This window comes from Pseudoalteromonas piscicida (assembly GCF_000238315.3).
In the GTDB taxonomy this organism is placed as follows: Bacteria; Pseudomonadota; Gammaproteobacteria; order Enterobacterales; family Alteromonadaceae; genus Pseudoalteromonas; species Pseudoalteromonas piscicida.
Genome location: NZ_CP011925.1, coordinates 610,045 through 636,688 on the forward strand (window position 1 = coordinate 610,045; position 26,644 = coordinate 636,688).

Annotated in this window: 17 protein-coding genes and 1 pseudogene; 7 read left to right on the forward strand and 11 right to left on the reverse strand. The window is 44.3% G+C overall.

The window, feature by feature from the left end; translation table 11 throughout:
- Positions 1 to 296: 296 nt before the first annotated feature.
- The 9 genes from PPIS_RS22235 to nudB form a co-directional block, all read right to left on the reverse strand.
- On the reverse strand, positions 297 to 1,532 hold the full coding sequence (locus PPIS_RS22235) for an ABC transporter permease (RefSeq protein ID WP_010377904.1): 1,236 nt from the start codon (positions 1,530 to 1,532) through the stop codon (positions 297 to 299).
- Positions 1,532 to 2,722 carry an efflux RND transporter periplasmic adaptor subunit gene (locus PPIS_RS22240; RefSeq protein WP_010377906.1) on the reverse strand — a complete coding sequence of 397 codons (1,191 nt, stop codon included), beginning with the start codon at positions 2,720 to 2,722 and terminating at the stop codon, positions 1,532 to 1,534. The genes PPIS_RS22235 and PPIS_RS22240 overlap by 1 nt, the downstream gene beginning before the upstream one ends.
- Entirely contained in the window at positions 2,719 to 3,873 is a 1,155-nt protein-coding gene (locus tag PPIS_RS22245) for an efflux RND transporter periplasmic adaptor subunit (protein WP_010377908.1), read from the reverse strand. The genes PPIS_RS22240 and PPIS_RS22245 overlap by 4 nt, the downstream gene beginning before the upstream one ends.
- On the reverse strand, positions 3,863 to 4,813 hold the full coding sequence (locus PPIS_RS22250) for an HlyD family secretion protein (protein WP_010377910.1): 951 nt from the start codon (positions 4,811 to 4,813) through the stop codon (positions 3,863 to 3,865). Before PPIS_RS22250 ends, PPIS_RS22245 begins: the two co-directional genes overlap by 11 nt.
- On the reverse strand, positions 4,795 to 5,481 hold the full coding sequence (locus PPIS_RS22255; protein WP_010377912.1) for an ABC transporter ATP-binding protein: 687 nt from the start codon (positions 5,479 to 5,481) through the stop codon (positions 4,795 to 4,797). The genes PPIS_RS22250 and PPIS_RS22255 overlap by 19 nt, the downstream gene beginning before the upstream one ends.
- Before the next feature lie 227 nt (positions 5,482 to 5,708).
- Complete coding sequence (locus PPIS_RS22260) at positions 5,709 to 6,161, reverse strand: NfeD family protein (protein ID WP_017218224.1); 453 nt, start codon at positions 6,159 to 6,161, stop codon at positions 5,709 to 5,711.
- Between the two features lie 5 nt (positions 6,162 to 6,166).
- A complete protein-coding gene (locus PPIS_RS22265; RefSeq protein WP_010377916.1) occupies positions 6,167 to 7,117 on the reverse strand; it encodes an SPFH domain-containing protein in 951 nt (316 codons plus the stop codon).
- A gap of 142 nt (positions 7,118 to 7,259) precedes the next feature.
- Positions 7,260 to 8,381: an alanine racemase gene (locus tag PPIS_RS22270; protein ID WP_010377918.1), complete on the reverse strand. Its 1,122-nt coding sequence runs from the start codon at positions 8,379 to 8,381 to the stop codon at positions 7,260 to 7,262.
- Between the two features lie 7 nt (positions 8,382 to 8,388).
- Positions 8,389 to 8,829: a dihydroneopterin triphosphate diphosphatase gene (nudB, locus tag PPIS_RS22275; RefSeq protein WP_010377920.1), complete on the reverse strand. Its 441-nt coding sequence runs from the start codon at positions 8,827 to 8,829 to the stop codon at positions 8,389 to 8,391.
- 508 nt (positions 8,830 to 9,337) lie between these two features.
- On the opposite strand from nudB, the gene PPIS_RS22290 reads away from it, so the two are divergent.
- Both PPIS_RS22290 and PPIS_RS25665 read left to right on the forward strand, forming a co-directional pair.
- A complete protein-coding gene (locus PPIS_RS22290) occupies positions 9,338 to 11,245 on the forward strand; it encodes a M6 family metalloprotease domain-containing protein (protein WP_010377924.1) in 1,908 nt (635 codons plus the stop codon).
- A gap of 191 nt (positions 11,246 to 11,436) precedes the next feature.
- A pseudogene (locus PPIS_RS25665) lies at positions 11,437 to 12,735 on the forward strand (methyl-accepting chemotaxis protein).
- Positions 12,736 to 13,418: 683 nt separating this feature from the next.
- Here the strand turns inward: PPIS_RS25665 and PPIS_RS22305 are convergent.
- Positions 13,419 to 15,257: a choice-of-anchor I family protein gene (locus PPIS_RS22305; RefSeq protein ID WP_010377930.1), complete on the reverse strand. Its 1,839-nt coding sequence runs from the start codon at positions 15,255 to 15,257 to the stop codon at positions 13,419 to 13,421.
- Positions 15,258 to 15,575: 318 nt separating this feature from the next.
- Here PPIS_RS22305 and PPIS_RS22310 point away from each other — a divergent pair, with 318 nt between their 5' ends.
- From PPIS_RS22310 to PPIS_RS22330, 5 genes are all read left to right on the forward strand, one after another.
- Positions 15,576 to 17,237: a CHRD domain-containing protein gene (locus PPIS_RS22310; protein WP_010377931.1), complete on the forward strand. Its 1,662-nt coding sequence runs from the start codon at positions 15,576 to 15,578 to the stop codon at positions 17,235 to 17,237.
- 15 nt (positions 17,238 to 17,252) lie between these two features.
- On the forward strand, positions 17,253 to 17,855 hold the full coding sequence (locus PPIS_RS22315) for a CHRD domain-containing protein (protein WP_338053376.1): 603 nt from the start codon (positions 17,253 to 17,255) through the stop codon (positions 17,853 to 17,855).
- Positions 17,856 to 18,280: 425 nt separating this feature from the next.
- Positions 18,281 to 19,657 carry a glycerophosphodiester phosphodiesterase family protein gene (locus PPIS_RS22320; protein ID WP_010377934.1) on the forward strand — a complete coding sequence of 459 codons (1,377 nt, stop codon included), beginning with the start codon at positions 18,281 to 18,283 and terminating at the stop codon, positions 19,655 to 19,657.
- Positions 19,658 to 20,051: 394 nt separating this feature from the next.
- The gene (locus PPIS_RS22325) at positions 20,052 to 21,797 is read left to right on the forward strand and encodes a methyl-accepting chemotaxis protein (RefSeq protein WP_010377936.1); all 1,746 of its coding nucleotides are present in this window, start codon (positions 20,052 to 20,054) and stop codon (positions 21,795 to 21,797) included.
- A 383-nt stretch (positions 21,798 to 22,180) separates the two neighbouring features.
- Entirely contained in the window at positions 22,181 to 24,562 is a 2,382-nt protein-coding gene (locus tag PPIS_RS22330; RefSeq protein ID WP_010377938.1) for a TonB-dependent receptor domain-containing protein, read from the forward strand.
- Positions 24,563 to 24,916: 354 nt separating this feature from the next.
- Here the strand turns inward: PPIS_RS22330 and dgt are convergent, their stop codons facing one another.
- Positions 24,917 to 26,440 carry a dGTPase gene (gene dgt / locus PPIS_RS22335; protein WP_010377940.1) on the reverse strand — a complete coding sequence of 508 codons (1,524 nt, stop codon included), beginning with the start codon at positions 26,438 to 26,440 and terminating at the stop codon, positions 24,917 to 24,919.
- Positions 26,441 to 26,644 lie beyond the last annotated feature (204 nt).

Sequence of the window (26,644 nt, forward strand, 5' to 3'; positions counted from 1 at the left end):
AAGCATGCTAGTTAACCTGAATTCGGGATAAGAAGTAAGTTAATCCACTAAAATCACTAAGTTCAAAAGCATAATATCACTCTAGCCAGGAGTTATTTCTTAATACAAGGCAAATTTGTGCGTCAATAGCTGGCCTATTGCAAGCAAATTTAACGCAGTAGTAAGGGATAACGGCTGCTAGAGAACAAGTTGTTATCCCGAGTTCTGGGTAGTTAATGACTCTAGTCATTGAACAGCATGCGAAAAAGTATATTAGACTTGAAATATGAAGAAGGTGTTAGTGCCTCCTTTATTGGTTAGTCACTTTGCAGTGCTTCGATTGGGTCTAGCTTTGAAGCCTTAATGGCCGGATATACCCCAAATGTTAAACCGACTAAAGCACAAATACTAAAAGATAGGAAAATAGCACTTAGAGACCAAGATACCGCCCAATTTGAGTAAAATGCAATTATCTCTGAAAGTAAAATACCAAACACCACACCGAGTAGTCCGCCTAATATCGAGATGGTAAAGCTCTCTGTAATAAACTGGACTTGAATATTTTTCCGAGTGGCGCCTATTGCGCGTAATAAGCCAATTTCTTTGGTTCGTTCAAGTACGGTTGCGAGCATGATATTCATAATACCAATACCACCAACAAGGAGCGATATACCAGCAACGCAAGACATGACCATATTAAAAATAGCCTGTGTTTGTTTTTGCTGAGCAAGCAAAGCTGCGGGAATGGTTAGCCTATAGTCATCAATATCGCTATGGCGATTGGTTAATATGTTAGTGATAGCTTGAGATGCCAAAATTGGACTCTGAGATTTGTCGATGGCAAGTTTTAGTTCGGTAACCTCTGGCTCAAGTAGTCCTTTATTAAAGCGATGGATGGCGGTTGTTAGCGGAACAAAAATACGGCTTTGTTCACCACCTAGAGCAACGCCTTGAAACTCCTTTTTGTTCAGGTGCGGTGCTTGCAAAATGCCAACAACCTCAAACCATAAATGGTTAATTTTTACTTGTTGCCCAACAGCGCTCCCGAGGGGAAATAGGGTTTTTGCGGTATTTGCGCCGAGTAATGCAACCTGCCTATATTCCTTGCTATCTTCAGTATTTAGTAGGCGACCAGCCGCGAGTTCATAATGCGCAAGACTAAAATAGTTTGCTGTTACGCCTGCGGCTTCGCCTTCAAAGCTGCCGAATTCGCTAAATATCTGGTAGGTATCCACCAGTCGCTCAGCCGAAAAGTCGGTCACAAATGGCAGGGCGTCGACAATCACTTGGCCGTCTAATAGATTAAGACCTTGCGAGTGTTTTCGTTGTTCTTTTAGGTCATTTTCTTCAATGTCTTTGGCGCTGACAATAACATTATTGATCCCCATCGAATCGATCATTTTAAGCGCTTCGCGTTCTGCACCTTCACCGATGTTTAACATGGCAATAACGGCACCCACACCAAAAATCATCCCGAGCAAGGTCAATAAGGTTCTGAGCTTATGCTGCTTTAATTGCACAATGGCATCGGTAAATAAATCCAAATATTTCATTACAGTTCCTTATTCGCGACGAGTGCAATTTGTTGCTTGGGAGATAAGCCTGCCAGTACTTCAGTATGGCTTAGGTTGCTTTGGCCTAATTCCACTTTTACGCGTTTAAACTGGCTACCGTCTTTAACTTGAACAAAAAATGCGTTGTTATCATTGATCACGCTATGTTTAGGCACGAGTAACGCTTGTTTATTTTCTTGGACAAATACCGTAGCAAGCACCTTATTACCAGGTTTAAAGTGGGCTGGAGTCTCATCAAGGCTCGCTATGATCTCATAGTATTTTTGTGGATCTCCGCGGCGAATAGATTGTGGGTAAGGTGATACTTTTGTGACTTTACCATCAAAGCGCTCATCGCTATTGGAGAGCAGGGTAAACATAACCTTTTGGCCAATCGCAAGGCCAAGCGCTTCTTTTTCATGAACGAAAAGCTTAGCTTGCAGAGATGAAATATCTGGTAACCCCCCGATCTTTTGCCCAGGCCATAGCGCTTGGCCTGATTTGGGTTTCTCTCCACGCCAATCGGCACTGAGGGTAAGTAAGCCATCGTGTGGCGCGATTACTTCAAGACCTGCTAAGTTTGCGTTGTACATCGCAATTTTGCTTTCATGCTGTTTTGATTGCAGTTTTAACAGTTCCATTTCTCCAAGAGCTGAAGATGAAAACTGCTCTGTCTGCCAGCCAAAATAAGCCTCTTTTGCATTGAGATATTCAACATTTTGCATTTGATCTAAAATGTCGAGCTTTGAGCGGATCCGTTCATCGTCAACTGAAAAGGTCTCGGCAAAGTGTTTCTCTTCACTGACGATAACTTTGTCGCTATCCAAATGGGACTTTCTCGTGGTTAAATCACTATCGGTGACTGTGATATCTTGTGCGACTTTGCCTTTGTCGAATTCACTAAAGCGTTTTCGTCTTTCTAATTGGCTACCATCGAAGCGTGCAATAATATCGCCTTTTTTCACCTGAGTGTACTCAGGCATGATCCATGCGAGGGTCTGAGCCCCTCTTGCTGAGGTTGGGGCGGATATAACAGTTTCACTTGCGGCTTGTAATTCTCCCTCTGCATCCACAGTAATCGAAAATGGCTTTGACTCTACGGTATATAGGAGTTGCGCTGGCTGCTCAGGTGCTTCTTGGCAGCCAAGTAACCATAGTGAGACAATAACTGCGAGTAATGTTTTTCTCATAGCTTTACCTCCACGCCTTGACTAATTCCAGAAGAAATCACGGCAAGTGTCGGTGTGGTATAAGAGACGGTTACCTCTTTCTCTCCGCTGTTTGTGTTTACAAGCACTTTACCCGCACTTTGTTTTAAGGCGCTCAATGGCACGGTTAAGGCGTTATCAAGTTGTGCTGTCATTATTTCTACACGAGCACTCAAGCCTGGCCGCAGCTTTTCGGGATCGACTTTGTCCAGCTCAATAATAGCATCAACAATGCGGCTTTTATCTTGATGCGACTTTTCTCTAAAAGCTTTTCCTATTTCAACGAGTGTTCCGCCGATAACATAACCGTCGGCGCTGTCTATGGTAACTTTGACCTTTTGCCCCAATGTAATCCGTCCAAAATCGGCTTCTTTAATTTGTGCTTTTACTTGCATTTGCTCAATAACTGATAGCTCAACAACAGGTTGACCAAATTGCATGGACTCGCCAACACTGGGCTTTTCACCTTCCCAGTTTGCTCGATATGCAACTAACCCATCCATTGGCGCTTTTACTTGTAAACGCTCTATATCACGTTTTAGCTCTTTTACTTCAGCATCCGTTCGCGCAACCTTGCTTCTTGCCATTTGGATACTCAGCTCTTTGTTGTTTAGGTGAAAGGCGAGTTTACTGCGGGCAAGCTCTAAATCATTGGTTGCAATGGTGAAATCGATTTGCGCCTTCTTTCGGTCATTGTCTGAGCGTGAGTTATCTATGATCTCTGCGCGGCGTTTTGCCTTATCGAAGTTCATTTGCGCTTCAGCGAGTGCGAGTTTGTATTCTTCTTCTTGCTTCTCGACTTGAGCTTGCTTATTTTCCAGTTCTTTTTGCGCTTGGCTTAGCTTCGAATTGTATTCCATTAAGCGATCTCTAACGGTTTGATCGTCAAATGAAACAACAGTTTGGCCTTTTTGAACCGTGGTATTTTCAGGCATTAACTGTTTTATTTTGTATTGCCACATACGCTTGATTGAAGGAGGGGCTATCAACGCTCGGCTTTTTGATTCCAATTCACCATTCGCTTCTACTGTGATAGTGATTGGCTGTGCCTTAACGATATGTATATCGCTGGGGGCCTGACTGCAGCCTAGTAAATAGAGTGGAATGATGACTGCCAGTAACTTAACTTTCATTTTTCTCTCCTGGCAAAGTTATGCTTCCGCTCATGCCCGGTAGTAGTGGCAAATCGGTGTTGAATGTGAACTTAGCTCGGTAATACATGCCTTGGCCCCAGTCTTGGCGCTTTTCAGGTTGTGTTGATAGCTCAGTGAGCGTACTAGGCGTTGATGAGGAGCGAAAGGCGTCAAACTTTAAATCGGCAGTTTGACCCTCCTTAATACCAATAGCATCTACTTCATGGATCCATGCTTCTAGATACAGACCCGCTGTAGAAGGGATTTCTGCTACTTTCCAACCCGGTTGTACAGTTGCGCCAGCAAATAACTTGTTGCCATTCCAAGGGTGATCAGCATACAGAATAGGGCCGCTATTACTAGCCGTTAGACTCATTTTCTCGAGCTGCTCTTGGTTGTGCGTGAGACTTGCTTCTAACCGCCTTATCTCCAGTTGCTGTTTCTGAGTATTTGCCTTTGCTTCAGTTTCGGCCTTGCTTAAACTGATTTCGGCTTTATGGTTTTCGATAATCGCTTTTTCTAACGTCAGCTGGTGTTGCTCGTAGTCGTAGGTGCTGATATTGGCTTTTGGCACGCTAGCATCTATTTTGGCTCTTTCGACGAGCAAAATGGTTTTTTTCAACTGAAACTGAGCTTCGAGTATCTTTTGGGCGCCGTCTTGCTCAATTCGTTTGTACTCATCTTTTGCAGCATCGAGCGCCACTTTATCTTGGTCGATTGAGGTCGCGATAGAGCCGGAATCATAGACGACGACGATGTCACCCTCATTAGCAACTTCACCCTCGGGCAGCATCCATTGAATTTGAATTTTCCACGAGTCGCTCATCGGCGCGTGAAAGATCTGAGTTTCACCTGCTTTAATAACACCCGAGACGATAATTGGTTTGGCAAAAGCCTGCAAAGAGGTGAGTAGGGCGATGCTTATAATATAGCTGCGCATTGGCTATCCTCCACTTTCTCACCATCTTTCATTCTGATGATACGCTCGGCATATGCTGCAATATCGTCTTCATGCGTTACCATTACGATGGTGTGGCCTTGTTGGTGTAGCTGACATAGTAATTCCATGATCTCATGCGAGGTTTTACTATCTAAGTTACCAGTTGGTTCATCGGCAAAAATGACTTTTGGCTCATTAATGAGTGCCCGTGCAATGGCAACACGTTGGCGTTGTCCGCCAGACATTTCGAAGGGTTTGTGATGTGCTCTGCTATCAAGACCTACTTTTTTTAGCATGGCAAGTCCGCGACTTTTTGCCTCTGATGGAGAAGTCTCGGTATACCTTAGCGGTAAGATGACATTTTCCAGCGCGGTCAGGCGAGTAAGTAGGTGGAATGTTTGAAAGATAAAGCCAATTTTTTGATTTCTAATTTGTGATAAGGCCTCATCTTCAACGGCCTGAATTTCTTGATTAGCAAGATAGTAAGAGCCGGAGGTTGGAGAGTCTAAGCAGCCAAGTATATTCATTAATGTAGACTTTCCAGAGCCAGAAGACCCCATTACTGCGACAAATTCACCTTCCATTACTTCTAGAGAAACTGATTTTAGTGCATGCACTTGTGTCTCTCCGCTTCCGTATACTCGGCTTAAGTTTTCGACCCGAATCATTGTAGATTATAATCCCTTGTTTTTTATTATATTTTATTTTTGGTTTAGAGGTGTTTAACCTTGTACCTAAATTTGAGTGTAACTGTTGTGCAGGATAGAGTAAACCGAGAAGGTATTAGACGAAAAGCGAATAAGGTAAAAAGTTGTTTCTGAATACTGAGGATTACTGAAAGTGCCTAACAAAATTGGCTGCTAGGCACTTTGTTCGCAAGGTTATACCAATTTGCTTAATTAGGCTCTACCCAAAACGCTCCAACCTCTTTTTTAACCACTTTGACTTGTGTTCCTGCTGTAATAGGTTGTTTACTTTTTAGTTGCCACGCAATACCAGAATAGGTATGAAAAATACGACTATCTGCATTCAAATCCTTTTCTAGCGTAAAGGTAAGCTCAGCAAAATCACTGGTTACTTCTTTATTGTCGGTGACGTCTTGCATGCGTCTTAGTGGCTTCCATAAAAACACAGCCAGTAATGTCGTGACTAACGCATTAAACCAAAGTGCGGTCAGCCAAGTTTGGTCGAGCATACCTGCGTACATTAGGCCGCCGCTGATCACCAGCGACAAACCTAAAAAGAACAGTACAAAGGTCGCAAAACCAAGCACCGCAACCTCAACAATTAGGCAAGCAATTCCTAGTACTACTAAGGTTTGTGCTAAATGCTCAAGTAAAAAGGCCATAGGCATTACCCTTGCTTTTTATTTAATGTATTAATAATAGACATGCCTTGTGCCACAAGCGAACTTGCATCTGTGCCATTGTCTGGTAGTAATACCACAGAAGATTCTTTGGCTATAGCTTCTTTTGCTGCAATGGCTTTTGTTGCTAAGTCAAGCTGAATAGCTTTTTGACCTTCTTCGGTATTTGCAGCTTCACCGACTTTACGAAGGGCTTCGGCTTGTGCGTCTGCAACGGCAATAATCGCTTTCGCTTCACCTTCAGCTCTTAGGATCTGCTCTGCTTTTTCGGCTTCAGCTGCAAGCACTTGTGCTTGCTTTTTACCTTCCGCGACATTGATTGCGGCTTGACGGTCACCCTCCGACTCTAATATTTGAGCTCGTTTCACACGCTCAGCCTTCATTTGTGCTTCCATTGCTTCCATTACTGAGTTTGGTGGTACAATGTCTTTAATCTCGTAGCGCAGTACTTGAATGCCCCACGGATCAGAAGCTGAGTTGATCGCAGCGACGATGTTGGTATTAAGTAAATCTCGCTCTTCAAAGGTCTTATCCAACTCCATTTTTCCCAGTTCGCTACGCATGGTGGTTTGCGCGAGCTGAGTTACCGCGAAGATATAATCGTCAACACCGTAAGTCGCTTTATACGGATCTAAAACTCTAAAATAAAGTACACCATCAACAATCAATGAAATATTGTCTTTGGTTATGGCTGACTGAGATGGCACATCAACGGCTTGCTCCTTTAAGCTTCTATCGGAGGCTACGCGGTCGATAAATGGCAGAATAAAGTTAAGGCCAGCTTCTTTAGTGGACTGATATTTACCGAAGCGTTCAATAATCCACGCACGGTTCTGCGGGACAAATTTGATACTCCCTTTTAGTACCACAATAACGAAAATCAATAAAAACGCTTGAATGGTAAAAAGGTAATCAAAAATAAGTGTGACTGGATCCATGTTAGCTCTCCTACTACATAAGAATTGTTCGCATCAAATGCATGTTCCCAATATAGATGAATGATTTGTGAATTACCATTGGTAAATTTACTTTATGCTTGAGAGTGTCGGGTTTGTATTGTTGAAGGCTGTAAGGTAAAAACTACCACCCCCCAAATCTTGGCCAAAACTCGATGTCATCATGACTTAACACATGATAGCCCGAGTGCTGAGCGGCTGTTGCACATGCATGATTCGGTAAAATACGTAGTAGGTCACCATGTTTCATGTCTGGTAAGGTGAAACCGGGTTCACATTCAATAATGCCATGCTCTTGATTTGCTGAGGTTACTTTGAGTCCAGGCAACAAATTACCTTCTTGGTCACAAACGAGGCCATAGCCACAATCAAACGCTTGACTCGCGGTACCTCTGTCTCTTGAAAGCGCCATCCAGCCTGCATCTATAAAGAGCTTATTTTCACTACGTTTGATACCAGTGACACGCGTTAGCACGCTTAGTGCAATATCTTCGATGTCACATATGCCGACACCAGCCATCACAAGGTCGAAGAATGTATAGACCCCAGCTCGCACTTCAGTGATCCCATCGAGGTTTTGCGTTGACAGTGCCGTTGGGGTAGAGCCAATACTCAGCATTGTTGTTGTGATCCCAGCCTCTTCCAGCATGGATGCAGCAGTCACAACGGCTAAGCGCTCTTTCTCAGCAAACTGTATTAGTTGCTCAGCTGTGCTACACGCGTATGAGCCACCGGCATGCGTTAGTAAACCCCGATATAAACCACTGCTTTCCAGTATGGTTGCGATGGTCACGATTTCTTTGTTTTTAGGGTGCAGTCCTGCGCGATGTCCGTCGCAGTCTATTTCTATCAAGCAAGGAATCGTGCACTCATTTTCCGAGCAAAATTGAGAGACAAGCATGGCTTGTTCCATACTGTCTAGCAGTATGGTTAGATTGACACCTTGGTTGATTAGGGCAAGAACGCGTTGTAGCTTATCTTCTGTGATCCCTACCGCATAGGTGATATTGGTGTAACCTTGTGCTGCAAATGTTTCTGCCTCTTTTAGAGTGGAAACCGTACATCCCGCTTGTTTGTCGGCCAAAATATAGCTTGCGGCTGCAATGGATTTTACCGTTTTCAAATGTGGGCGAAGGGCCACATTAAAAGCATCAAGATGCTTTTCCATACGCGAAAGGTTATGTAAAAAAGCAATTTTATCAACAACTAAACATGGTGTTTGTAAAGATCCTAATGTCGTAAACATAGCTCAATCATACTCCTATGAGTTCTATTTCCTGTCGATTGCTTGGGGACCAGACGCGTTCACAAGCGTGTGTTTTGTTAAGCCAAATAAAGTCTGTATGTTCATCATCAGCAAGTACCACACTGATCCCTGACGGTACTTGGATACTAAAAACATGCTCAGTGTTTATGGTAACACCCGGCTCATACCGATGGCGCCACTGCGGTCTTATAGTGTATTGATTTGTTTTATTATGCGAGTGGATGGTGATCCCAAGCGCCGCGGCGTCAATACCGGTCTCTTCTTTTAACTCTCGATACGCGGTAGTGATTGGAGTTTCACCGGGATCTACTCCCCCAGTGACTGATTGCCAAAAGTGTTTATCGTCTGCTCTTTGTAATAGCAAAAACTCATTATGCTCGTTGTATATTACGACCAATACCGAAACAGGTTTACGTAGTGCCGACATGGATTACATCAAATCAGGAACATGTGCTTTGAGTTTAACCAGTTGAGTTGCACTCGGCAATTGGTATAAAGCGTAGATGGCGAATTTTGGACAAAAAAAAGCAGGCCATCTGGCCTGCATAAAAACTCCAATAGCAACAAGCTGTGCCAAGGAAATCCCAATAATGCCAACATCCCAGTCGGCAAGCTCTACTTCTCGGGAGTTCAATTGTGACTTTAGGCACGCCTAGATACGCAGGTAAAAAGGTGCAGCCCCAAAGGAACGAGACCAATGCTAATGTAATGTTTAGTACTTGTAAACTAAAAATTGAAAAAAATAGTTTAAACGGATTTTTTTTGCTCACTTTGAAATATAAAGCTTCTAAAATGATGGAATTACAACCGGTGTAACTATTTGTTATTTATCTGGTTGATAAGTTTTGTACCTTTAATGGTCTGATGGTTGTTGCAATTTTGTATCCATTCTGTATGTTAATGAGTTGTATAACATGTAACCTAGGAAAGGAAAAATGAAATTAACATCAGCAATTATCGCAACGTCATTATTGGCAACCAGTGTCGCAGTAAACGCGGCTATACCTTATAAAAATGAACAGTATCAATTTACTCAACCAAGTGGTGAGGTGATCACTCTTATTCTTAATGGTAATACGTACTTTGCACAGCAGCGTACCCCTGACGGCGAGCTTGTGGTGTATGATGCCTCGCTCAAAGGCATGGCTTACGCACAGGTGTCAGTCGATGGGGAGCAGCTTATATCAACAGGTAAGCTTGTGACCAAACGCAGTAAGCGGGGCATTCAACGTCACTCAGTAGATGCTATGCAGCAAGGGTTATCCTCTACTGCTATTGCAAAAAAGGTAAAAGCAGCGCAGCAGGTAATGCTGGGTCAAAACCAAACATCAGTCGACTTGATACATACGCATCAGTTTGAGCGTAGTGATAATGCAATGGCGTTGAATGCTGAGATCAGCGGGCAAGTAAAAGGGTTAACTATCATCATTGATTTCCCTGATGAGCGCGGCACTATCACAAAAGCGCAAGTTGAGCGTTTTTTAAATGACCAAAATTACACTGAATTTGGTAACGCGCAGTCAGTAAGAGGGTATTTTTCGTCGGTCTCTGGAGGCAAGCTTGATTATACCAATACAGTAACGGCTTATTACACCGCAAAGAAAAACAAAGCGTATTATGCGGATAGCGCATTAAGCTCAACAGTACGCTCGCAAGAACTCATAAAAGAAGCGCTAAATTGGCTTGAATTTCAACAGGGATTTGATTTTAGTTCGCTTACTACAAATAGTAGTGGGCAGATCCGTGGGTTAAATATTTTTTATGCTGGTAACTCTGATAGTGCATGGTCTAAAGGTCTGTGGCCACATATGGCAAGACTCAGTCCTCGTTTTTGTGCTGACAGCGTGTGTACCGATCGCTATCAAATCACTGATATGGGAAATAGCCTTGCAATTGGCACCTTTGTACATGAGTCTGGTCACTTAATCACAAATTGGCCTGATCTTTATGATTATGACGGAAGCTCAGAGGGCTCAGTCGCAAGTTTTGGCGTTATGGGGTTTGGCGCGATTGGTGCTTCCAACCGTTTTAAGCCGACGCCACCTGTCGCACACTTCAGGGCCATAGCTGGTTGGGATACGGTAACTGAACTTAATCCAGCCGTAAATGCCAATGCCCCAACGGGAAGGCTCAGTCATATTTCGGGCGCTAATAGCTCATATAAATGGACCAACCCAAGCAATACAAATGAAGCATTTTACATTGAGGCTATTCATCAATCGGGACAAAACTCAGAGCAACTCGATTCAGGTTTGGCTATTTGGCACGTTGATTCTGCCGGCAATAACTCGAATGAATGGTATCCATATATCCAAATGGAGCATGGTGATGCCAAACGAGATCCTGAAAATGGTCGCAACCGTGGGGATAATGGCGATTTATTTGATGTGGCAGGAGAGTTTAGCGCCACACTGCCGAATGCGTTGAGTAGCAAAGGGACGAATGCGCTATGGTGGAATGGAAGCGACTCTGGCTTGTCCATCAGCAATATTTCTGATCCCGCTGCAGAGATCCAATTTACCGTAAGCGGTAGTACAACCCCACCACCACCGGGAGATGTTTACACTGGATACTTAGCAGACAAGCAACAAGCCATACAACCTGACGGCAGTTGGTTTCAGTACAGCGGTGGCACAATAGCACTTACTTTAGAGGGACCAGCGAACGCAGACTTCGACTTGAAACTCGAAGCTTGGCAAGGTGGTACATGGCAACAAGTTGCTATTTCGGAGACGCCAACCTCACAAGAGTCAATTAACTATACGGCAAATTCAGGTTATTACCGCATTTTGGTTTACTCATATAGCGGTGCGGGTGACTACCGTCTAACGTTACAGAAGTAGTTATCCAAAGCACTGGTTAGTCAATATAATTGATATAATGCCAAGTCGCGTTGCTTGTGTGGTAGGCGCGCGGCTTGTTTTGGTGCGTATGTTAGAACGCCAAACTCCACTTTCTTATCTATAATTCATACTTTATTACCAAAACTATGATAATAATGCAGTCATGCATATTGTTTGTTACGGAATAGCTTATGAACTTTTTTCGAAAGCCAAATCAAGAAGTTGAAAATTTGACCGCTGAACTCAACCGTGCTCGGGCATTACTTTCTGCGATTGATGAAGCGGTCGCAAAAATTGAATTTACACCCGATGGTCAAATAGCAGCAGTCAATCGACATTTTCTTGCTGTTGTGGGTTACACCGAGGCTGAAGTGATAGGACAGCACCATCGTATTTTTTGCCACAAGGACTACGTAAATTCTTCGGAATATCGCAGTTTCTGGGCAAGCCTTAAGCGTGGCCAAGCTCAGTTTGGTAATTTTGAGCGCTTTACCAAAACAGGTGACGTGGTTTGGCTTGACGCTACCTATTTTCCGGTTGAAGAAAATGGCAAAGTCACCCGTATTGTTAAAATTGCGAATGACATCACAGCAGAAAAACTCACCATAACGGCACAAGAAGCGATAGCTAACGCACTCAATAAATCCATGGCAACCATAGAGTTTACACCTGAGGGCGTTATTTTAGATGCGAATCCAAATTTCACCGCAACTGTGGGCTATAAACTCAGTGAGATTAAAGATCAGCATCATCGAATTTTCTGTGACGATAGCTTTTATAAAGAGCAGCCACATTTTTGGCAAGAGCTGGCAAAAGGACAGCATAAAAGTGGTCGCTTTCATCGCTTAGGTAAACATGGCGAAGATATTTGGATTGAAGCCACGTATAACCCTATTTTTGATGAACACGGCAAAGTCGTTAAAGTGATAAAGTTTGCAACAAATATCACGGCGCGGGTGCAAAAAGCGCATCGAGTCGCACAAGCTGCCGAAGTTGCGCAGGTGACATCAGAGCAAACTGAGCAAATAGCGGCCCGTGCGAGTTTACTGTTGCAAGAGTCTGTTAGTACCTCAGGGCTTATTTCTAATCAAGTGCAAAGTGCAATGGCCGCAATAGCACAGCTTAATGAACAGTCAAAAGGGATTTCGGCAATTGTGTCTACCATCAGCGCGATTGCAGAGCAAACTAACTTACTTGCGTTAAATGCAGCGATAGAAGCCGCCAGAGCGGGTGAGCAGGGAAGAGGGTTTGCGGTGGTAGCCGATGAAGTAAGAAGCTTGGCAGCACGTACTTCGCAGTCGACTAACGAAATCAATGATGTGGTCAATCAGAACGAAGTGTTAACTAAAGAAGCCACCGCACTGATGAATACAGTGTCTGAAAGCACCGCCCTTGGTCTTGCATAAATCGATGAAGTGAATAAAGTGATGAATGAAATAAAGCAAGGCGCAGAAAACCTCACAAATACGGTTAAAGGATTGTCAGAATAACCTAAAGATCGCCGCGTAAAGCGGCTCCCACCCAGAGCTTGAATATGGTGTAGGAGCGGATTCACCCCGCGATCATTTCATCAAAATCGCCGCATAAAGCGGCTCCCACCCAGAGCTTGAATATGGTGTAGGAGCGGGTTCACCCCGCGAGCTTTCCCCAATAATCGCGCGTAAAGCACCTCCCACCAAGGGCTTGAATATGTTGTGGGAGATGTATGGACTCCTCCCCCTTAACGGGAGAGTACGGTATAAAGATATTGCAAAACACTTTTACCAAATAAGGAGTCCATACATGACACAGTCTAATTTAATTGCTATCGACTTGGCAAAAAACATTTTCCAGGTGGCACAGCTGAAAGGCAATAAACTCAAATTTAATAAGTCAATGAAACGCGAACCTATGAGAGAAGGCACAAGGGCGCGAATACATCAAAGAGGCCGAGGTAGCACCTCATCAAGAGCCCGGATATAAGCACGCAATCACACTAATAATGCTAAAAGTGGCTTGTACAATTGGAGGAGTCCATATAAGCGGGTTCACCCCGCGATCTTTTTCCCAATAATCACCGCGAAAAGCGCCTCCCACCAAGGGATTAAATATGTGGTAGGAGCGGGTTCACCCCGCGATCTTTTCATCAAGATCGGCGCATAGAGCGCCTCCCACAGCGACTAATGTGAATGCTTTATTTTTCAGCGATTTGCCATACCGCAACTGAACCGGAAATTTCATTACCGATCACCAATAAGGCTTCGCCAGTTGCACTTTTGTCGGCAGGAATAAATGCCATGCCCTCTGGGGCTAAGTCGCCACTGATTTCGGCATCTTCAACTAATCCGCGGTTGTAAAAATAATCTTCAAACTTAACATCGTAAGGGTTGGTGATATCGTAAACCACGATACTACCCATACGCTCTAAGCCAACGAATGCAAAAGTGCGTTCACCAATTTGACCTAGCGCTAGTGCTTCCGGCTCTGGGCCTTTTGCATCAGATCGCGTATCGCCTTCATTGGTGTCTTCATCATTGTTAAATTGTGCGCCATGTACGGAGGCTGTGATCCGCTCGATTTGATCGCCAGAGTCGAACACCACAAGGCCGTTGCTATCCCAAATGGTGAATGAACGTGCACCATAGGTGTACAGCGCTTCATATTGGCCGTCATTATTTTCATCGCCTTTCACCGTTGTGACTTTAAGGCGACCAATGTCGTCATCGTCATTATTAAGATAAGTAAAGTTGCTTGCTAAGGTAAGATCTTCGGCACGGCTCTCATCAATGTACGCTAAACAACCATCGTCTTTATCGTAATCTAGGCCACCTTTCGCGGTACAGTCAGCTTCATCGGCAGCATCAAAAAAGTATTCTCTACCATCACCTTCATTGGCAGAGACAATAAAGTTCGCGCCTTTCCACGTGTAGCTAGAGATAGTGTCAGGCTGATACATGCCGTAAAGACCGGGGTACTTTTTAAAATTGATCTTTTTATCTTTATCCGACGCATCCATGGTGTAATTAGCCCAGTCTTTGAATCCCAAACCGACTAAATTAAGGCTATTGTCACTGAGATCTACGATAGCGAGTGCGTTGTTTTCTTGGATTGAAACATAAGCGAAGCGGTTGTCTTTAGAGATGGTGGCATATTCCGGTTCTAAATCCATCGCAACTGTCGTATTAATAAGTTTGCCATTGATAGTGCGACCAGTTGGATTGGCGAAGACAATGCCTTGAGCTTCTAGCTCAGCTTGCTTGGTGTTAAATGCGCTAAAGTTTAATTGTGTTGCTGTATTTGCAACTATGCCGTTTGTAATGTTGATAATGCTGATGCTACCTTCAGGATCAACGCTGTAGTCACCTGCGGGTTCCCCTTCATTTGCGACCACGACCTTGCTGCCATCATGAGTAAAGGTAACCATATCAGGTAGTGCACCCGCCGTTACATTTTTAACAAAGGCCGGAGTTGCACCTGAGATATCATAAAAAGCGATTAGTCCTGCGTCACCTGTAGTCTTGGCAGCCATTGCAACTGCCAGTAGTTGGTTGTTTTCGTCAACTGCAATACTGTTTGCGTCGCCGGGTGTATTGTCGTTTAAGTTGATGGTCATGGCTGATGTTAAATTTGTAGCGGTAATAACACCTTCATTATTTTTGACCAGAGCGGCCGTATCAAAGCTGGTTGCTGGAATAACTTCAACCACAGCGGCACTGCCTGAACTATTAATGGCATATATCCATTTTTTGGATGCTTGGTAAGCGACAATTTCTGCGGCGCCTTCAGGGCTTTCTGCATTAAGCACTGCGCGTCCCACAAGGCTTATTTCAAGCACGCTATTGGCGTTAGTGCCATCGGTTCCGTTTGCTCCATCTTGGCCGTCGGAGCCATTTGTACCATTTTGACCATCGTTACCATCTTGTCCGGCAACGCCTTGTTGCCCTTGCGAACCCGTGGCGCCATCGTCACCATCAAGTGAACAGCCAGTGAGAAGAGAAAGCAAAGAGAGCGCGATAAGTGAGTGCTTAAACATAAAATATCCTGATTATTATTGTTAAAGCAGCTACTTAATCACAAAAATATGACTCTTATATGGCAATGAGGTTTCACAATTATTGTGAGAAATTCATTGATATCACTGAGCTGAATGTAATGCCATTCAAGCGTTAGTATCATCGGTATAAATGGATGCTCAGGCAAAAATTGGAATTGCGATTGGTGCAATTAGGTACAGACAAAATATATACAATAATTTTGCAAATTTGATGAACTTTTATTCAAACCTGTTCGTAAGGGTTAGCTATGGGTGACAAAAGTCATTCTTTTTAACCGAGTCTACAGGATGAGTATAATGAAAAAGTTTATAGTAAGTGCCAGCCTCATGCTTCTTATGGCATGTAGCGATAACGACGATAACGATACGGTTACACCTCCGCCACCGCCGCCAGTCCAAGAGTTTTCAGCGACTAAGACCTTTGAATTGATGTTATCAGGAAAGCAAGAAGTACCGATGAATACGTCAATGCAAACCGCTTTTGCAACAGTTGAGCTTGATGAAAATCTGATGCAATTTAGAGCAACACTCGACTACAGCAATGTCGAAGGTTTTAGTGCTGCACATATTCACGATGGCGATTTAGGTGCGAATGGCGATGTGGCATTCGCCTTTGAAGCATCGGATGACAATAAGGTGAGTATTCCAATCACAGATCTGTCTGAGGATCTAATTGACGATATGCTGGACGGTGATTGGTATATTAATCTACACACCGAAGCCTTTCCAAGCGGCGAGTTACGCGCTCAGATTGTGCCTGACACGGTAAGCGTGATCACGTTCAAATTAGATGGCTCACAACAGGTGCCAATGAATGAAAGTAGTGCTATGGGGTATGGTTATGCGTCATACGACAGCACCGATGGCGAGCTCTACCTTCGCGCGGTCACTATGGGCGTTGATGATGCCACTGCTGCACATATTCACACTGGCCGCATTGGTATGAACGGCGATGTACTTGTGGTGTTAGAGCAGGACGACGAAGTAATGACAGACTGGGTAACGCCTGATGACACGATGATCGACGAAGCGACGTTGAATGTTTTGCTCTCGGGCGGACACTACGTCAATGTACACACGCCAGAGCTACCAAATGGTGAGATCCGCGGCCAAATTCTGGCGGACAATTACGCGGTTGCTACATTTGACTTATCCGGCAAACAGGAAGTGCCAGCAGTAGCAACAATGGCATCTGGTGATGGCTATGCCATTGTTAACACTGATACTTATGAAGTAGAGCTCAGAGTTGTCACTAACGGTGTTGAAGATGCAACGGCGGCACATATTCATACCGGTCGGATCGGCATGAATGGTGATGTTTTAGTTGGCCTTGAGCAAAGCACCGATGATATGAATGTGTGGATGACCCCAGACAACACCATGATCAATGCCGAGATTTTTGCGGTGCTCGCATCAGGTGGTCACTATGTTAACGTCCATACACCTAGCAATCCCAGTGGTGAGCTACGTGGCCAAATTCTTACCAGCAATTATGCACTCGCTACATTTTCGCTATCAGGACAGCAAGAGGTTCCTGCAGTATCGACAATGGCGTCAGGGGACGGCTATGCACTGGTTAACACAAACGACTATGAAGTTGAACTTCGTATTGTGACAATGGGTGTTGAAGATGCAACGGCGGCACATATTCATACTGGCCGGATCGGCATGAATGGTGATGTTTTAGTGGGCCTTGAGCAAAGCACCGATAATATGAATGTATGGATGACGCCAGACAACACCATGATCAATGCTGAGATTTTTGCAGTGCTCGCATCGGGTGGCCACTATGTTAATGTCCATACTCCTAGCAGTCCCAATGGTGAGCTACGTGGCCAAATTCTTACCAGCAAATATGCGCTCGCTACATTTGCGCTTTCAGGTCAGCAAGAGGTTCCTGCAGTATCGACAATGGCGTCAGGGGATGGCTACGCATTGGTTAACATGAACGATTATTAAGTTGAACTTCGCGTAGTGACAATGGGTGTTGAGGATGCAACTGCGGCACATATTCATACTGGCCGGATCGGCATGAATGGTGATGTTTTAGTTGGCCTTGAGCAAAGCACCGATGATATGAATGTGTGGATGACCCCAGACAACACCATGATCAACGCTGAGATTTTTGCAGTGCTCGCATCGGGTGGTCACTATGTTAATGTGCATACACCAGCAAATGTGAGTGGTGAACTTCGTGGTCAGATCCTCACTGACAACTACACTTTGGTTGCGTTTCCATTGAGTGGCGAGCAAGAAGTCCCAGCCGTTACAACCACAGCCACTGGTAGTGGATATGCTTTGGTAAATCGAAACGGCTTCAACCTTGAATTACAAGTCCTCACCTCAGGTGTTGCCGATGCAACGGCTGCGCATATACATACAGGCATTGCTGGTGAAAACGGCCCTGTTTTACTAACGTTAATGCAAGATAGTAGTGATGCCAATCGCTGGATGGCTCCGGCCAATGCAGCATTGACAGCGGAAATATTTGCGATTCTGGCAGGCGGTGGTCACTACGTGAATGTGCATACACCAGCAAATCCAAGTGGTGAGTTAAGAGGCCAAATAGTTAATTAACCTGAGGTTTGGATAAGGAATGTTCCAACTCATTGTTTCTAAAGAACAACTTAGTTTTCCCTTCTCTAGCCAGAGAGTTTTAGGGAAAACACCGCTTCCGCGTCCTGCTCTCGCTAAGGTACCTACATCCTGTAGGCAAGGCGAATTTACGCACCAATAGCTGGCTATTGGAAGTGAATTCAACGCAGTTAGCGCTAAAACTGGCTGCTAGAAAGGCATTAATTAATCGCTTAGATAATTATATCGCATCAAAGAGTCTGTTAAGTGCAGACTCTTTTTCTTTATATTCAAGTTACACAACCATTATTCAGTCAGGGGAGTTATATTTAGTTAAAAAGATGTAACCAAAAAATCATGATTTGTTCCTGTAATCGTAATGCAAAGCGTCTAGCGTAAGCCTTCTTTAAAATAATAATGGTATTACAATGAATAAGATAAGCGTTTGTTCTGCGATCATAGCTACATTATTACTGTGTGCATGTGATGATGACTCTGTGGAGGTTGTACAGGTTGAAAAGCCGGTGATCACAACGGAGACTGAAGTAAAAGTCGTTGAAGTTCCGGTAATTGTGGAGGTGCCTGCAGGTAGCGCAAGTGCCATGCAAGTGGGTACACGTCCTGATTTCTTAATTCAAGATATGGAAGAAGGTGCACTCAAAACCAAGCTTGAGCAGTGTGCTAACGGACCTTTTTATAAAACAGACTTTTCAATTGGACACCGTGGTGCGCCAATGCAGTTTCCTGAACACACCAAAGAATCTTATATTGCGGCCGCTAAAATGGGTGCTGGGATTTTAGAGTGTGACGTTGCCTTTACTAAAGACAAAGAGCTGGTTTGTCGCCACTCACAATGTGATTTACACACAACAACAAATATTTTAGCAACGGATTTAGGCCAAAAATGTACAACACCATTTGTACCAGGCGATCCTGAAAATGGAATTGCAGCCCAAGCTAAGTGTTGTACCAGCGACATTACTTTGGCTGAGTTTAAGACATTAAAAGGTAAAATGGATGCCGCGAACTCAATGGCGACAACCGTAGAGGAATATATGGATGGCACGGCAAATTGGCGCACCGATTTATATGCGAGCCGTGGCACTTTAATGACCCATGCCCAGAGTATTGAGTTATTTAAAAGTTTAGGCGTGAAAATGACGCCAGAGCTGAAGACTCCGTCTGTCGCGATGCCTTTCGACGGTTTTACACAAGAAGCCTACGCACAAAAAATGATCGACGAATACAAAGCCGCAAATGTAGATCCAAAAAATGTATGGGCACAGTCATTTAATCGTGACGATGTCATCTATTGGATAAAAGAAAATCCAGAGTTTGGCGCACAGGCAGTGTATTTGGACGACAGATACGAAGCGCAAGCAGTAGACAATGAAACCATGGTATCAGCAGAGCAAATCGTGCATAACCCGGAGCTATTGTCGCCAACAATGGAGGAGCTTGCAGCGGATGGTGTTAACATTATCGCACCGCCTCTTTGGATGTTATTAACCGAAGAAGGGGGGAAAATAGTACCTTCACCTTATGCCAAAGCTGCAAAAGCAGCAGGGCTTGGGATCATCACTTGGACATTAGAGCGCTCTGGTCACTTAGCCAGCGGTGGTGGCTGGTACTATCAAAGCATCAACGGCAGTCTGTCGGGTGCGGCGATGATAGATAATGATGGTGATACCTTTAAAGTGCTAGATGTATTGGCCAAAGAAGTTGGCGTACTTGGCGTATTCTCTGATTGGCCAGCAACGACCACCTACTATGCAAGTTGCATGGGTATGCCTGCCAGTATTTAAGCGGTGTTAATTGTGGTAGGAGCGGGTTCACCCCGCGATCTTTTTTCTAATAATCGCCGCCTAAAGCGGCTCCCACCACGATTTTGAGTATATGGTAGGAGCGGATTTACTCCGCGATCTTTTTCCTAATGATCGCAGCGTAAAGCGGTTCCCACCAAGGGTTTGAGTATATGGTCGGAGCGGGTTTCCCCCGCGATCTTGTCTCTAATGATCGCCGCCTAAAGCGGCTCCCACCACGAGTTTGAGTATATGGTAGGAGCGGGTTCACCCCGCGATCTTTTGATTTGGTTTTCACTGTTATTATGTCAACTCCGTTTGTTCCTAATTCTATGCTAGAAGAATCTCACCCTCTGCACTAGTCTTTATTGTGAACGCTTTAATAAAGGCTAGAATCATGAAGTTAAACTCTATCCGTATCCTCATGACCACTATCTTTGGTGGCATTATTGTTTTTGTCGTCATCGTTACATTATTGGTTGTTAACATGTACAACGCTTTGCTTGATTTTGAACAAATGGCGGACAACCGTTATAAAGCCTATCAACTGGCCGATGAACTAAGACAAAGCTCCGACGATTTAACGCGATTGGGCAGAACCTATGCGGTAACTGGCAACGATAAATACGAAAAGATGTATATGGATGTATTAGCAATTCGTAATGGTGAAAAGCCAAGACCTGAAGGTTACCATAAAATTTATTGGGATCTGGTGCTTAACTATGGTGAGAAACCAAAACCAGACGGTCAGCGAGAAGTATTACTCGATGCCATGAAAGCGGCGGGCTTTAGCCAAAAGGAGCTCAACTATTTAAGTGAGGCGCAAGCCAATTCCGATGGCCTCGTCGCATTAGAAGTCGAAGCCATGAATGCCGTAAAAGGTAAGTTTAAAGATAGTTCAGGAAATTACACCATCCAAGGCGAGCCTGATTTGAACAAAGCGGTTAAGCTTACTCACAGTGATGATTATCATCGCTATAAAGCCAACATCATGAAACCAGTTGAATCGTTTTTTACGGAACTTGAAAGTCGTACCAAACAAAATGTTGTGCAAGCTCACAGTGCTGTAGAGTCTTATGTTTTGTGGGCGATGGTGATGTTAGTCATAACCGTATGTTTTAGTTTATTCGGTGTGTATTTAGTTCGTCGTCGTATTGTGAAACCGATAGAGTTACTTGGTAGAACTTTTGAAGAGATAGGCAGTTCAAACGATCTTAGAAAAACGGTAGACGAAAGCGGCGCAACTGAGATTAAAGCGGTGGCCAATATCGTAAACCGTATGCTCAATAGCTTTAAAAATACAGTCACGAATATCGGCTCAGCGGGTGGCGCGATGTCACAATCTTCCAAAGAAGTGGCGCACTTTATTCGCAGTAATAAGGAGATAAGCGAAGAACAAAACGCCCGTCTTGAAACCATCGCTACGGCTGCGGAAGAAATGACCGCAACACTCAATGAGGTCACGTCCAGTACCGTGAGTACAGCAGATTATGCAAATCAGGTTGAACTTGAAGCACAGCGGGGGATGGAAGTGATGTCGCAAACCAGCCAGCAATTTAGTGATTTGTCAGTGCGCTTTGACGAAACCGCGAATATTATCTCTGAGTTGACTGAGCAAAGTGATCAAGTGTCAAATGTAGTGAGCGTGATCCAAGCTATTGCAGAGCAAACTAACCTGCTTGCATTAAATGCTGCCATCGAAGCGGCAAGGGCGGGAGAGCAAGGCCGCGGTTTTGCTGTTGTTGCAGATGAAGTAAGGACCCTTGCACAAAGAACCCAAAAGTCCACCGAAGAAATTCGCGATATTATCAACCAGCTGCAAACCAAAGCGGGGAGTGCGAATACCGCCATTCAGCAAAGCCAGCACCAAGTGCAAGCGACGGAAGAGCAGGTGATGGTATCTTCCGAAGTGCTTGATAGCATCTTTGAAGCGGTGAGCAAAATCAAAGACTTGACTCAAGGTGTTGCCACCGCTTCACAGGAGCAGTTATCGGTGACAGAAGACATTAACACTAATATCAATGGCCTGAGCGATATCTCTAAAGAAGCGATTAAGCGGATGAATGAGTTTATGGCCATTGTTGAGCAGTTAGAGCAAACCAGTCATCGCCTCAACGACAATGCAAGGGAGTTTACTGTTTAGCATGTAGGAAGTGTTTCACGCGGTGATCTTTTTCTACTGATCGCCGCGTGAAGCGGCTCCCACCAAGGGGGAATATGTCGTAGGAGCGGATTTACTCCACGATTTTATCTCTAATTATCGCTGCATAAAGCAGCTCCTACCAAGGGGGGGATTTGGTAGGTGTGGGTTTACCCGCACTTCTATCTCTAATGACCGCCGCTTTACGCGGCGATCTCTCCATGAGTAGAACCAAGAAAAATCAATAAATCTACAACTTCCCTTAAATATCATTTAGATCAAAATACAAATGAGATTAATTATCAATATTTTTGACTTTTGTTCAGTTTCCATTTAGAGTACGCGCCAAAATTTACTTTAATGCAATAAATTTTGGGATATTAACAATGACAAACACGCCTTTTAAACGTGGTGTACTTTCTGCTTTGGTGCTTTCTGCCCTTAGTCCAGTTGCTTTTGCTGATTCGGTAAAAGCGCAGCCGGATATGGAGCGCATCGTGGTAACTGCGACCGGCTTTGAGCAAAAAATACCAGAAGCACCAGCGAGTATTTCAGTGATCACTGCTGAAGACATTCAAGCTCAGTCCTATACGACTTTGCTTGATGCCGTGAAGTACCAAGAAGGCGTGGACATTGGCACAACTCGAGATAAAACCGGCCAAGGCAGCGTGAGTATGCGCGGTTTAACAGGTGAATATACGCTGCTACTTATTGACGGTAAGCGTCAAAACAATCACGGTGATATCTACCCAAATAACTTTGGTGGTAACGCGTTTAACCATATTCCACCTAAAAGTGCCATTGAGCGTATTGAAGTCATTAGGGGGCCAGCCTCTACACTTTACGGCGCAGATGCGATGGGCGGCGTAATCAACATTATTACTAAAAAGTCAGTAGATGAATGGACCGGCAGCATCGATTTTGGCCGAAGCCTACAAACAAACGACCAGTTTGGTGATGACATTACCACTGACTTCAGTATCTATGGGCCTTTAGTTAAAGGTTTACTCAACTTTTCTGCTCGCGGTAGCATTTATGAGCGTCAAGCTTCAAACCCTGAGTTTTCACCTGCAATCGATCCAAATGGTGAGCAGCATCATCGTGAACTTGGTTTTGGTAGTGGTGGTAGAACGGTTGATAACACTAATACGCAACTTGGTGCGACGTTTGTATTTACGCCAAACGACAACCACACTGTTACTTTTGACTACGATATCTCAAATCAAGAGTACGATAATACACCAAACTACGACGTTGAGTCGGGCAAAATTACCTATCCGCTTGGCACCAAAGACAACATCGAATCAATCTGGCAAGACCGTCGCGGTGTAGTAAATCCACGCGCAGGTTATGCGGCGGATCAAGAATTTGATAGAAGCTGGTGGTCACTAACGCATCAAGGTACGTTTGGTGATATTGAAACCTTTGTGTCATTGGCGTTTGTTGATACCGATAACAATGGCCGTACTATGCCGCTTTCTGTTACAGAGCGTAAACTACTACAAGCCATGTACGATGGCAGTGGTAAATATGCCGATATGGAAGAAGCAGAACGTAAAGCGCTTGCTGAAAGCACATTCTTACCACGTCCAAAGCGTACACTGAACAGTAACCAATATACGCTAGACGCGCGAGTGGATATTCCAGTTGACGACTTACTTGGCGATCATGTTTTTGTTGTGGGCGGCCAGTGGGTTGACGGTGAATTGCAAGATGGCGTATTTGGTATGGAGTCTGGCGTTGATCAAGGCGTTCAGAAACACCAAATGTACTCGCTATTTGTAGAAGATAACTGGCACTTAAGCGATCCGCTAACAGTTACAGTGGGTGTCCGTCACGATAACCACGATGTATTTGGTAGCCAACTTTCTCCGCGTCTATATGGTGTATACGAGCTGTCTGACGATTGGACAGTAAAAGGCGGGATCAGCACGGGTTATAAAACGCCACAAACGACTGACTTATACAACGGTATCACCGGCTTTGGTGGTCAAGGTACGTCACCGTTTGCAGGTAACCCAGATCTTGAACCAGAAACCAGCGTAAACAACGAAGTTGCATTGTATTGGACACACCCAACAGAGAACCACAATTTTAATATCACTTACTTCTCAACGGAGTTTGACGATAAAATCGCCCGTGGTGACACCATCAAGAGCTGCTCTGCAACCAATGGTGCAAAACCATGCGTGAATTTGGGCGTATACGACGAGCTTGGTTACGATACTTATAGCCAAAAAATCAATATCGACAAAGTTGAGATCCAAGGTATTGAGCTTGCAGGCCGTTACCAGTTCACGGATGCGGTTTCACTTTACGCAAACTACACCTGGACTGACAGCGAGCAAAAGAGTGGCCCTCAAGAAGGTCAACCACTAACCAATACCGCTGAGCACATGGCAAATGCCACGGTAAACTGGCAAGTAACAGACGAGTTCTCACTAACGCTAAATGCTGAAATGCGCTCCGATCGTTACCGTGGCTGGGACAATAACCTAGACAAAGCCATGTACTACAAAAACTACAACCTACTGCACTTAGGTGCTAAATACACCTTTAACGACAACGTTACTGTATTTGCGCGTATCAATAACTTATTGGATGAAGACTTTACGTCTTATAGCACAGATTACAACGACTTAAACGGTGATGGTAAATACGAATACCTAAGCGGCCGTGGTGTGGTAAGTGAAGTCGTATTTAGCGACGACTACAACGTAAAAGACAAAGCCCGCAATATTTGGTTTGGTGTAAACGTCACGTTCTAATATCCATGTAAAGCACTACTAGATTACAAAACTCAAAGGAGGTGCAATTTGCACCTCCTTCTTTATTACCACTTGTGCAGGACGCTGCGATCATTTCTCTACTTTTACCTCACTCGTAGCAGCGGCTTTACGCCGCGACAGTCATCTGTTTTAACAGAATAAATCCGCTTACTACCATGTGTAGGAGCTGCCTCACGCGGCGATCATTTCTCTACCTTTTTTACCTCACTCGTAGCAGCGGCTTTACGCCGCGACAGACATCTGTTTTAGCAGAATAAATCCGCTTACTATCTTGTGTGGGAGCCGCTTCACGCGGCGATCTTTCCAACAAGACGCGCGAACATTTCCTAAACCTCAATCCAACGCGGTCAACGCACGATAGGTATCATACGCAAACTGATCAGTCATACCGCTAATAAAATCCTGAATAAGGCGGCAACGATAATAAAACTCAAAAATCGGCTCAGCTTGCTCAGGCTCACTAAGCTGCGCGACCGTTTCGCGGTATACCGCAATATACTTTTTGGAAATTCGATTAATCAATCGCGACTCTATCGCAAAGTCATGGTCGCCACTTAATGCTGCGTTAAATTCATCAGCGTCTAAATCAAGCACCCGTTGATATTCATTCAATATGCTGCTGGTGATCTTGTAGCCTTGAAGCTCCAACTGCTCGACTTCTTTATTCGAAAACACCTTGTTGGCCGCCACTGTTTTCAACGACTTTACAATAGCGTGAAGATGGCTATTATCTTCCAGTAACGAAGCATTAAAACTCCCTTCGTAGATTGCATCAATATTATCGATAAAACGCGTTTTGGCATGTTCTGCAAGCGGGTGCAACAACCCCACGCGGAGCCAAATAAAAAATTCATTATCAAAATTCGCCATATGCTTGCTGGCTTTGTCATTGACATAGTGCAGCTTTTTACTCATAAGCTCTAACTGCTTGTCATCGGTGATCCCAAATCCAGCGGCGATATTTTGATATTCCTCTATTAAACAGCCTGTTAACTCATCTACGCTAATAATGCCTTTTTCTACAGCGTCTTCCATATCAGCAAGGCAATAAGCAATATCGTCAGCCGCTTCCATGATATAAGTCACAGGATGGCGATTACCCACTTGGATCTGCAATTTGTCGCACAGCTCACTGACAAAACCACTTTCACTAAAATAGTATCCTGCTTTCTTTTGCAGATAAGACTTATCAATGGCCACGGTTGATTTAGGCGTGGTTGCGCAGCGGGTATATTTCATCACAGTGGCACATTGTGAATAGGTAAGATTGAGTCGAGAAAGCGTATGAATAACGCGAATGGCTTGGGCGTTACCCTCAAAACTACAAATATCGAGCAGTAACTCCATTTCTTGATTCAGTACCGCCAGATCCGACGCTTTGCTCTCTTCTGAGCCATACCTAAGCGCCGCTCGAGCACTTTTTGCAAGTTGTTGATGCTGGCTCAAATAGCGTTTAAACCAATCATTGATAGCGGCCTCGCCAAAGTGACCAAACGCAGGGTTACCAATATCGTGCATCAAACAGGCCATTTCAGACAGAGTAACCAAACACTCAGACAAATCCACCTGCTGGCCGTTTTTATCTTCATATTGCAGCAAATCTTGCCTACCTTGCTGCACCAGCGCATCAACAATTTTTTTAGCAATGTAACGGCCGTTTTGTTGCACCTCCAGCGAGTGCGTTAAACGCGAACGCACAGCCGCATTACGCTCAAGCGGAAACACTTGGGTTTTTTGTTGCAGCCGTCTAAGCGCTGCACTGTTGATAATACGCCCACGGTCGCTCTCAAGGCTACTCGCCTCACTGCCACCGGTATTATAAGAACGCTCGTTTGTTATTTTATTTTTGAAGTGCATGCCACTTTCCTGTTGAAACCCAAGCTACATTTCCAATGTAGGTGAATGTGGAAAAGTTGTAAACCGAATCGATACCTCGCATAACCAGCCTACAAGCAAACCATCATACGAGTTAAGATAGCGCAGTACCTCAACACCGAGCTACCAAAAGGGAAAACACCGACTAAGCCAGTAAAGTGATAAAAATAGCTGTAATACGTTGTA

Bases quoted from the DNA above. Each gene is read 5' to 3' on its own strand.
- PPIS_RS22235 (WP_010377904.1), bottom strand. From the start codon at position 1,532: ATGAAATATTTGGATTTATTTACCGATGCCATTGTGCAATTAAAGCAG.
- PPIS_RS22240 (WP_010377906.1), bottom strand. From the start codon at position 2,722: ATGAGAAAAACATTACTCGCAGTTATTGTCTCACTATGGTTACTTGGC.
- PPIS_RS22245 (WP_010377908.1), bottom strand. From the start codon at position 3,873: ATGAAAGTTAAGTTACTGGCAGTCATCATTCCACTCTATTTACTAGGC.
- PPIS_RS22250 (WP_010377910.1), bottom strand. From the start codon at position 4,813: ATGCGCAGCTATATTATAAGCATCGCCCTACTCACCTCTTTGCAGGCT.
- PPIS_RS22255 (WP_010377912.1), bottom strand. From the start codon at position 5,481: ATGATTCGGGTCGAAAACTTAAGCCGAGTATACGGAAGCGGAGAGACA.
- PPIS_RS22260 (WP_017218224.1), bottom strand. From the start codon at position 6,161: ATGGCCTTTTTACTTGAGCATTTAGCACAAACCTTAGTAGTACTAGGA.
- PPIS_RS22265 (WP_010377916.1), bottom strand. From the start codon at position 7,117: ATGGATCCAGTCACACTTATTTTTGATTACCTTTTTACCATTCAAGCG.
- PPIS_RS22270 (WP_010377918.1), bottom strand. From the start codon at position 8,381: ATGTTTACGACATTAGGATCTTTACAAACACCATGTTTAGTTGTTGAT.
- nudB (WP_010377920.1), bottom strand. From the start codon at position 8,829: ATGTCGGCACTACGTAAACCTGTTTCGGTATTGGTCGTAATATACAAC.
- PPIS_RS22290 (WP_010377924.1), top strand. From the start codon at position 9,338: ATGAAATTAACATCAGCAATTATCGCAACGTCATTATTGGCAACCAGT.
- PPIS_RS22305 (WP_010377930.1), bottom strand. From the start codon at position 15,257: ATGTTTAAGCACTCACTTATCGCGCTCTCTTTGCTTTCTCTTCTCACT.
- PPIS_RS22310 (WP_010377931.1), top strand. From the start codon at position 15,576: ATGAAAAAGTTTATAGTAAGTGCCAGCCTCATGCTTCTTATGGCATGT.
- PPIS_RS22320 (WP_010377934.1), top strand. From the start codon at position 18,281: ATGAATAAGATAAGCGTTTGTTCTGCGATCATAGCTACATTATTACTG.
- PPIS_RS22325 (WP_010377936.1), top strand. From the start codon at position 20,052: ATGAAGTTAAACTCTATCCGTATCCTCATGACCACTATCTTTGGTGGC.
- PPIS_RS22330 (WP_010377938.1), top strand. From the start codon at position 22,181: ATGACAAACACGCCTTTTAAACGTGGTGTACTTTCTGCTTTGGTGCTT.
- dgt (WP_010377940.1), bottom strand. From the start codon at position 26,440: ATGCACTTCAAAAATAAAATAACAAACGAGCGTTCTTATAATACCGGT.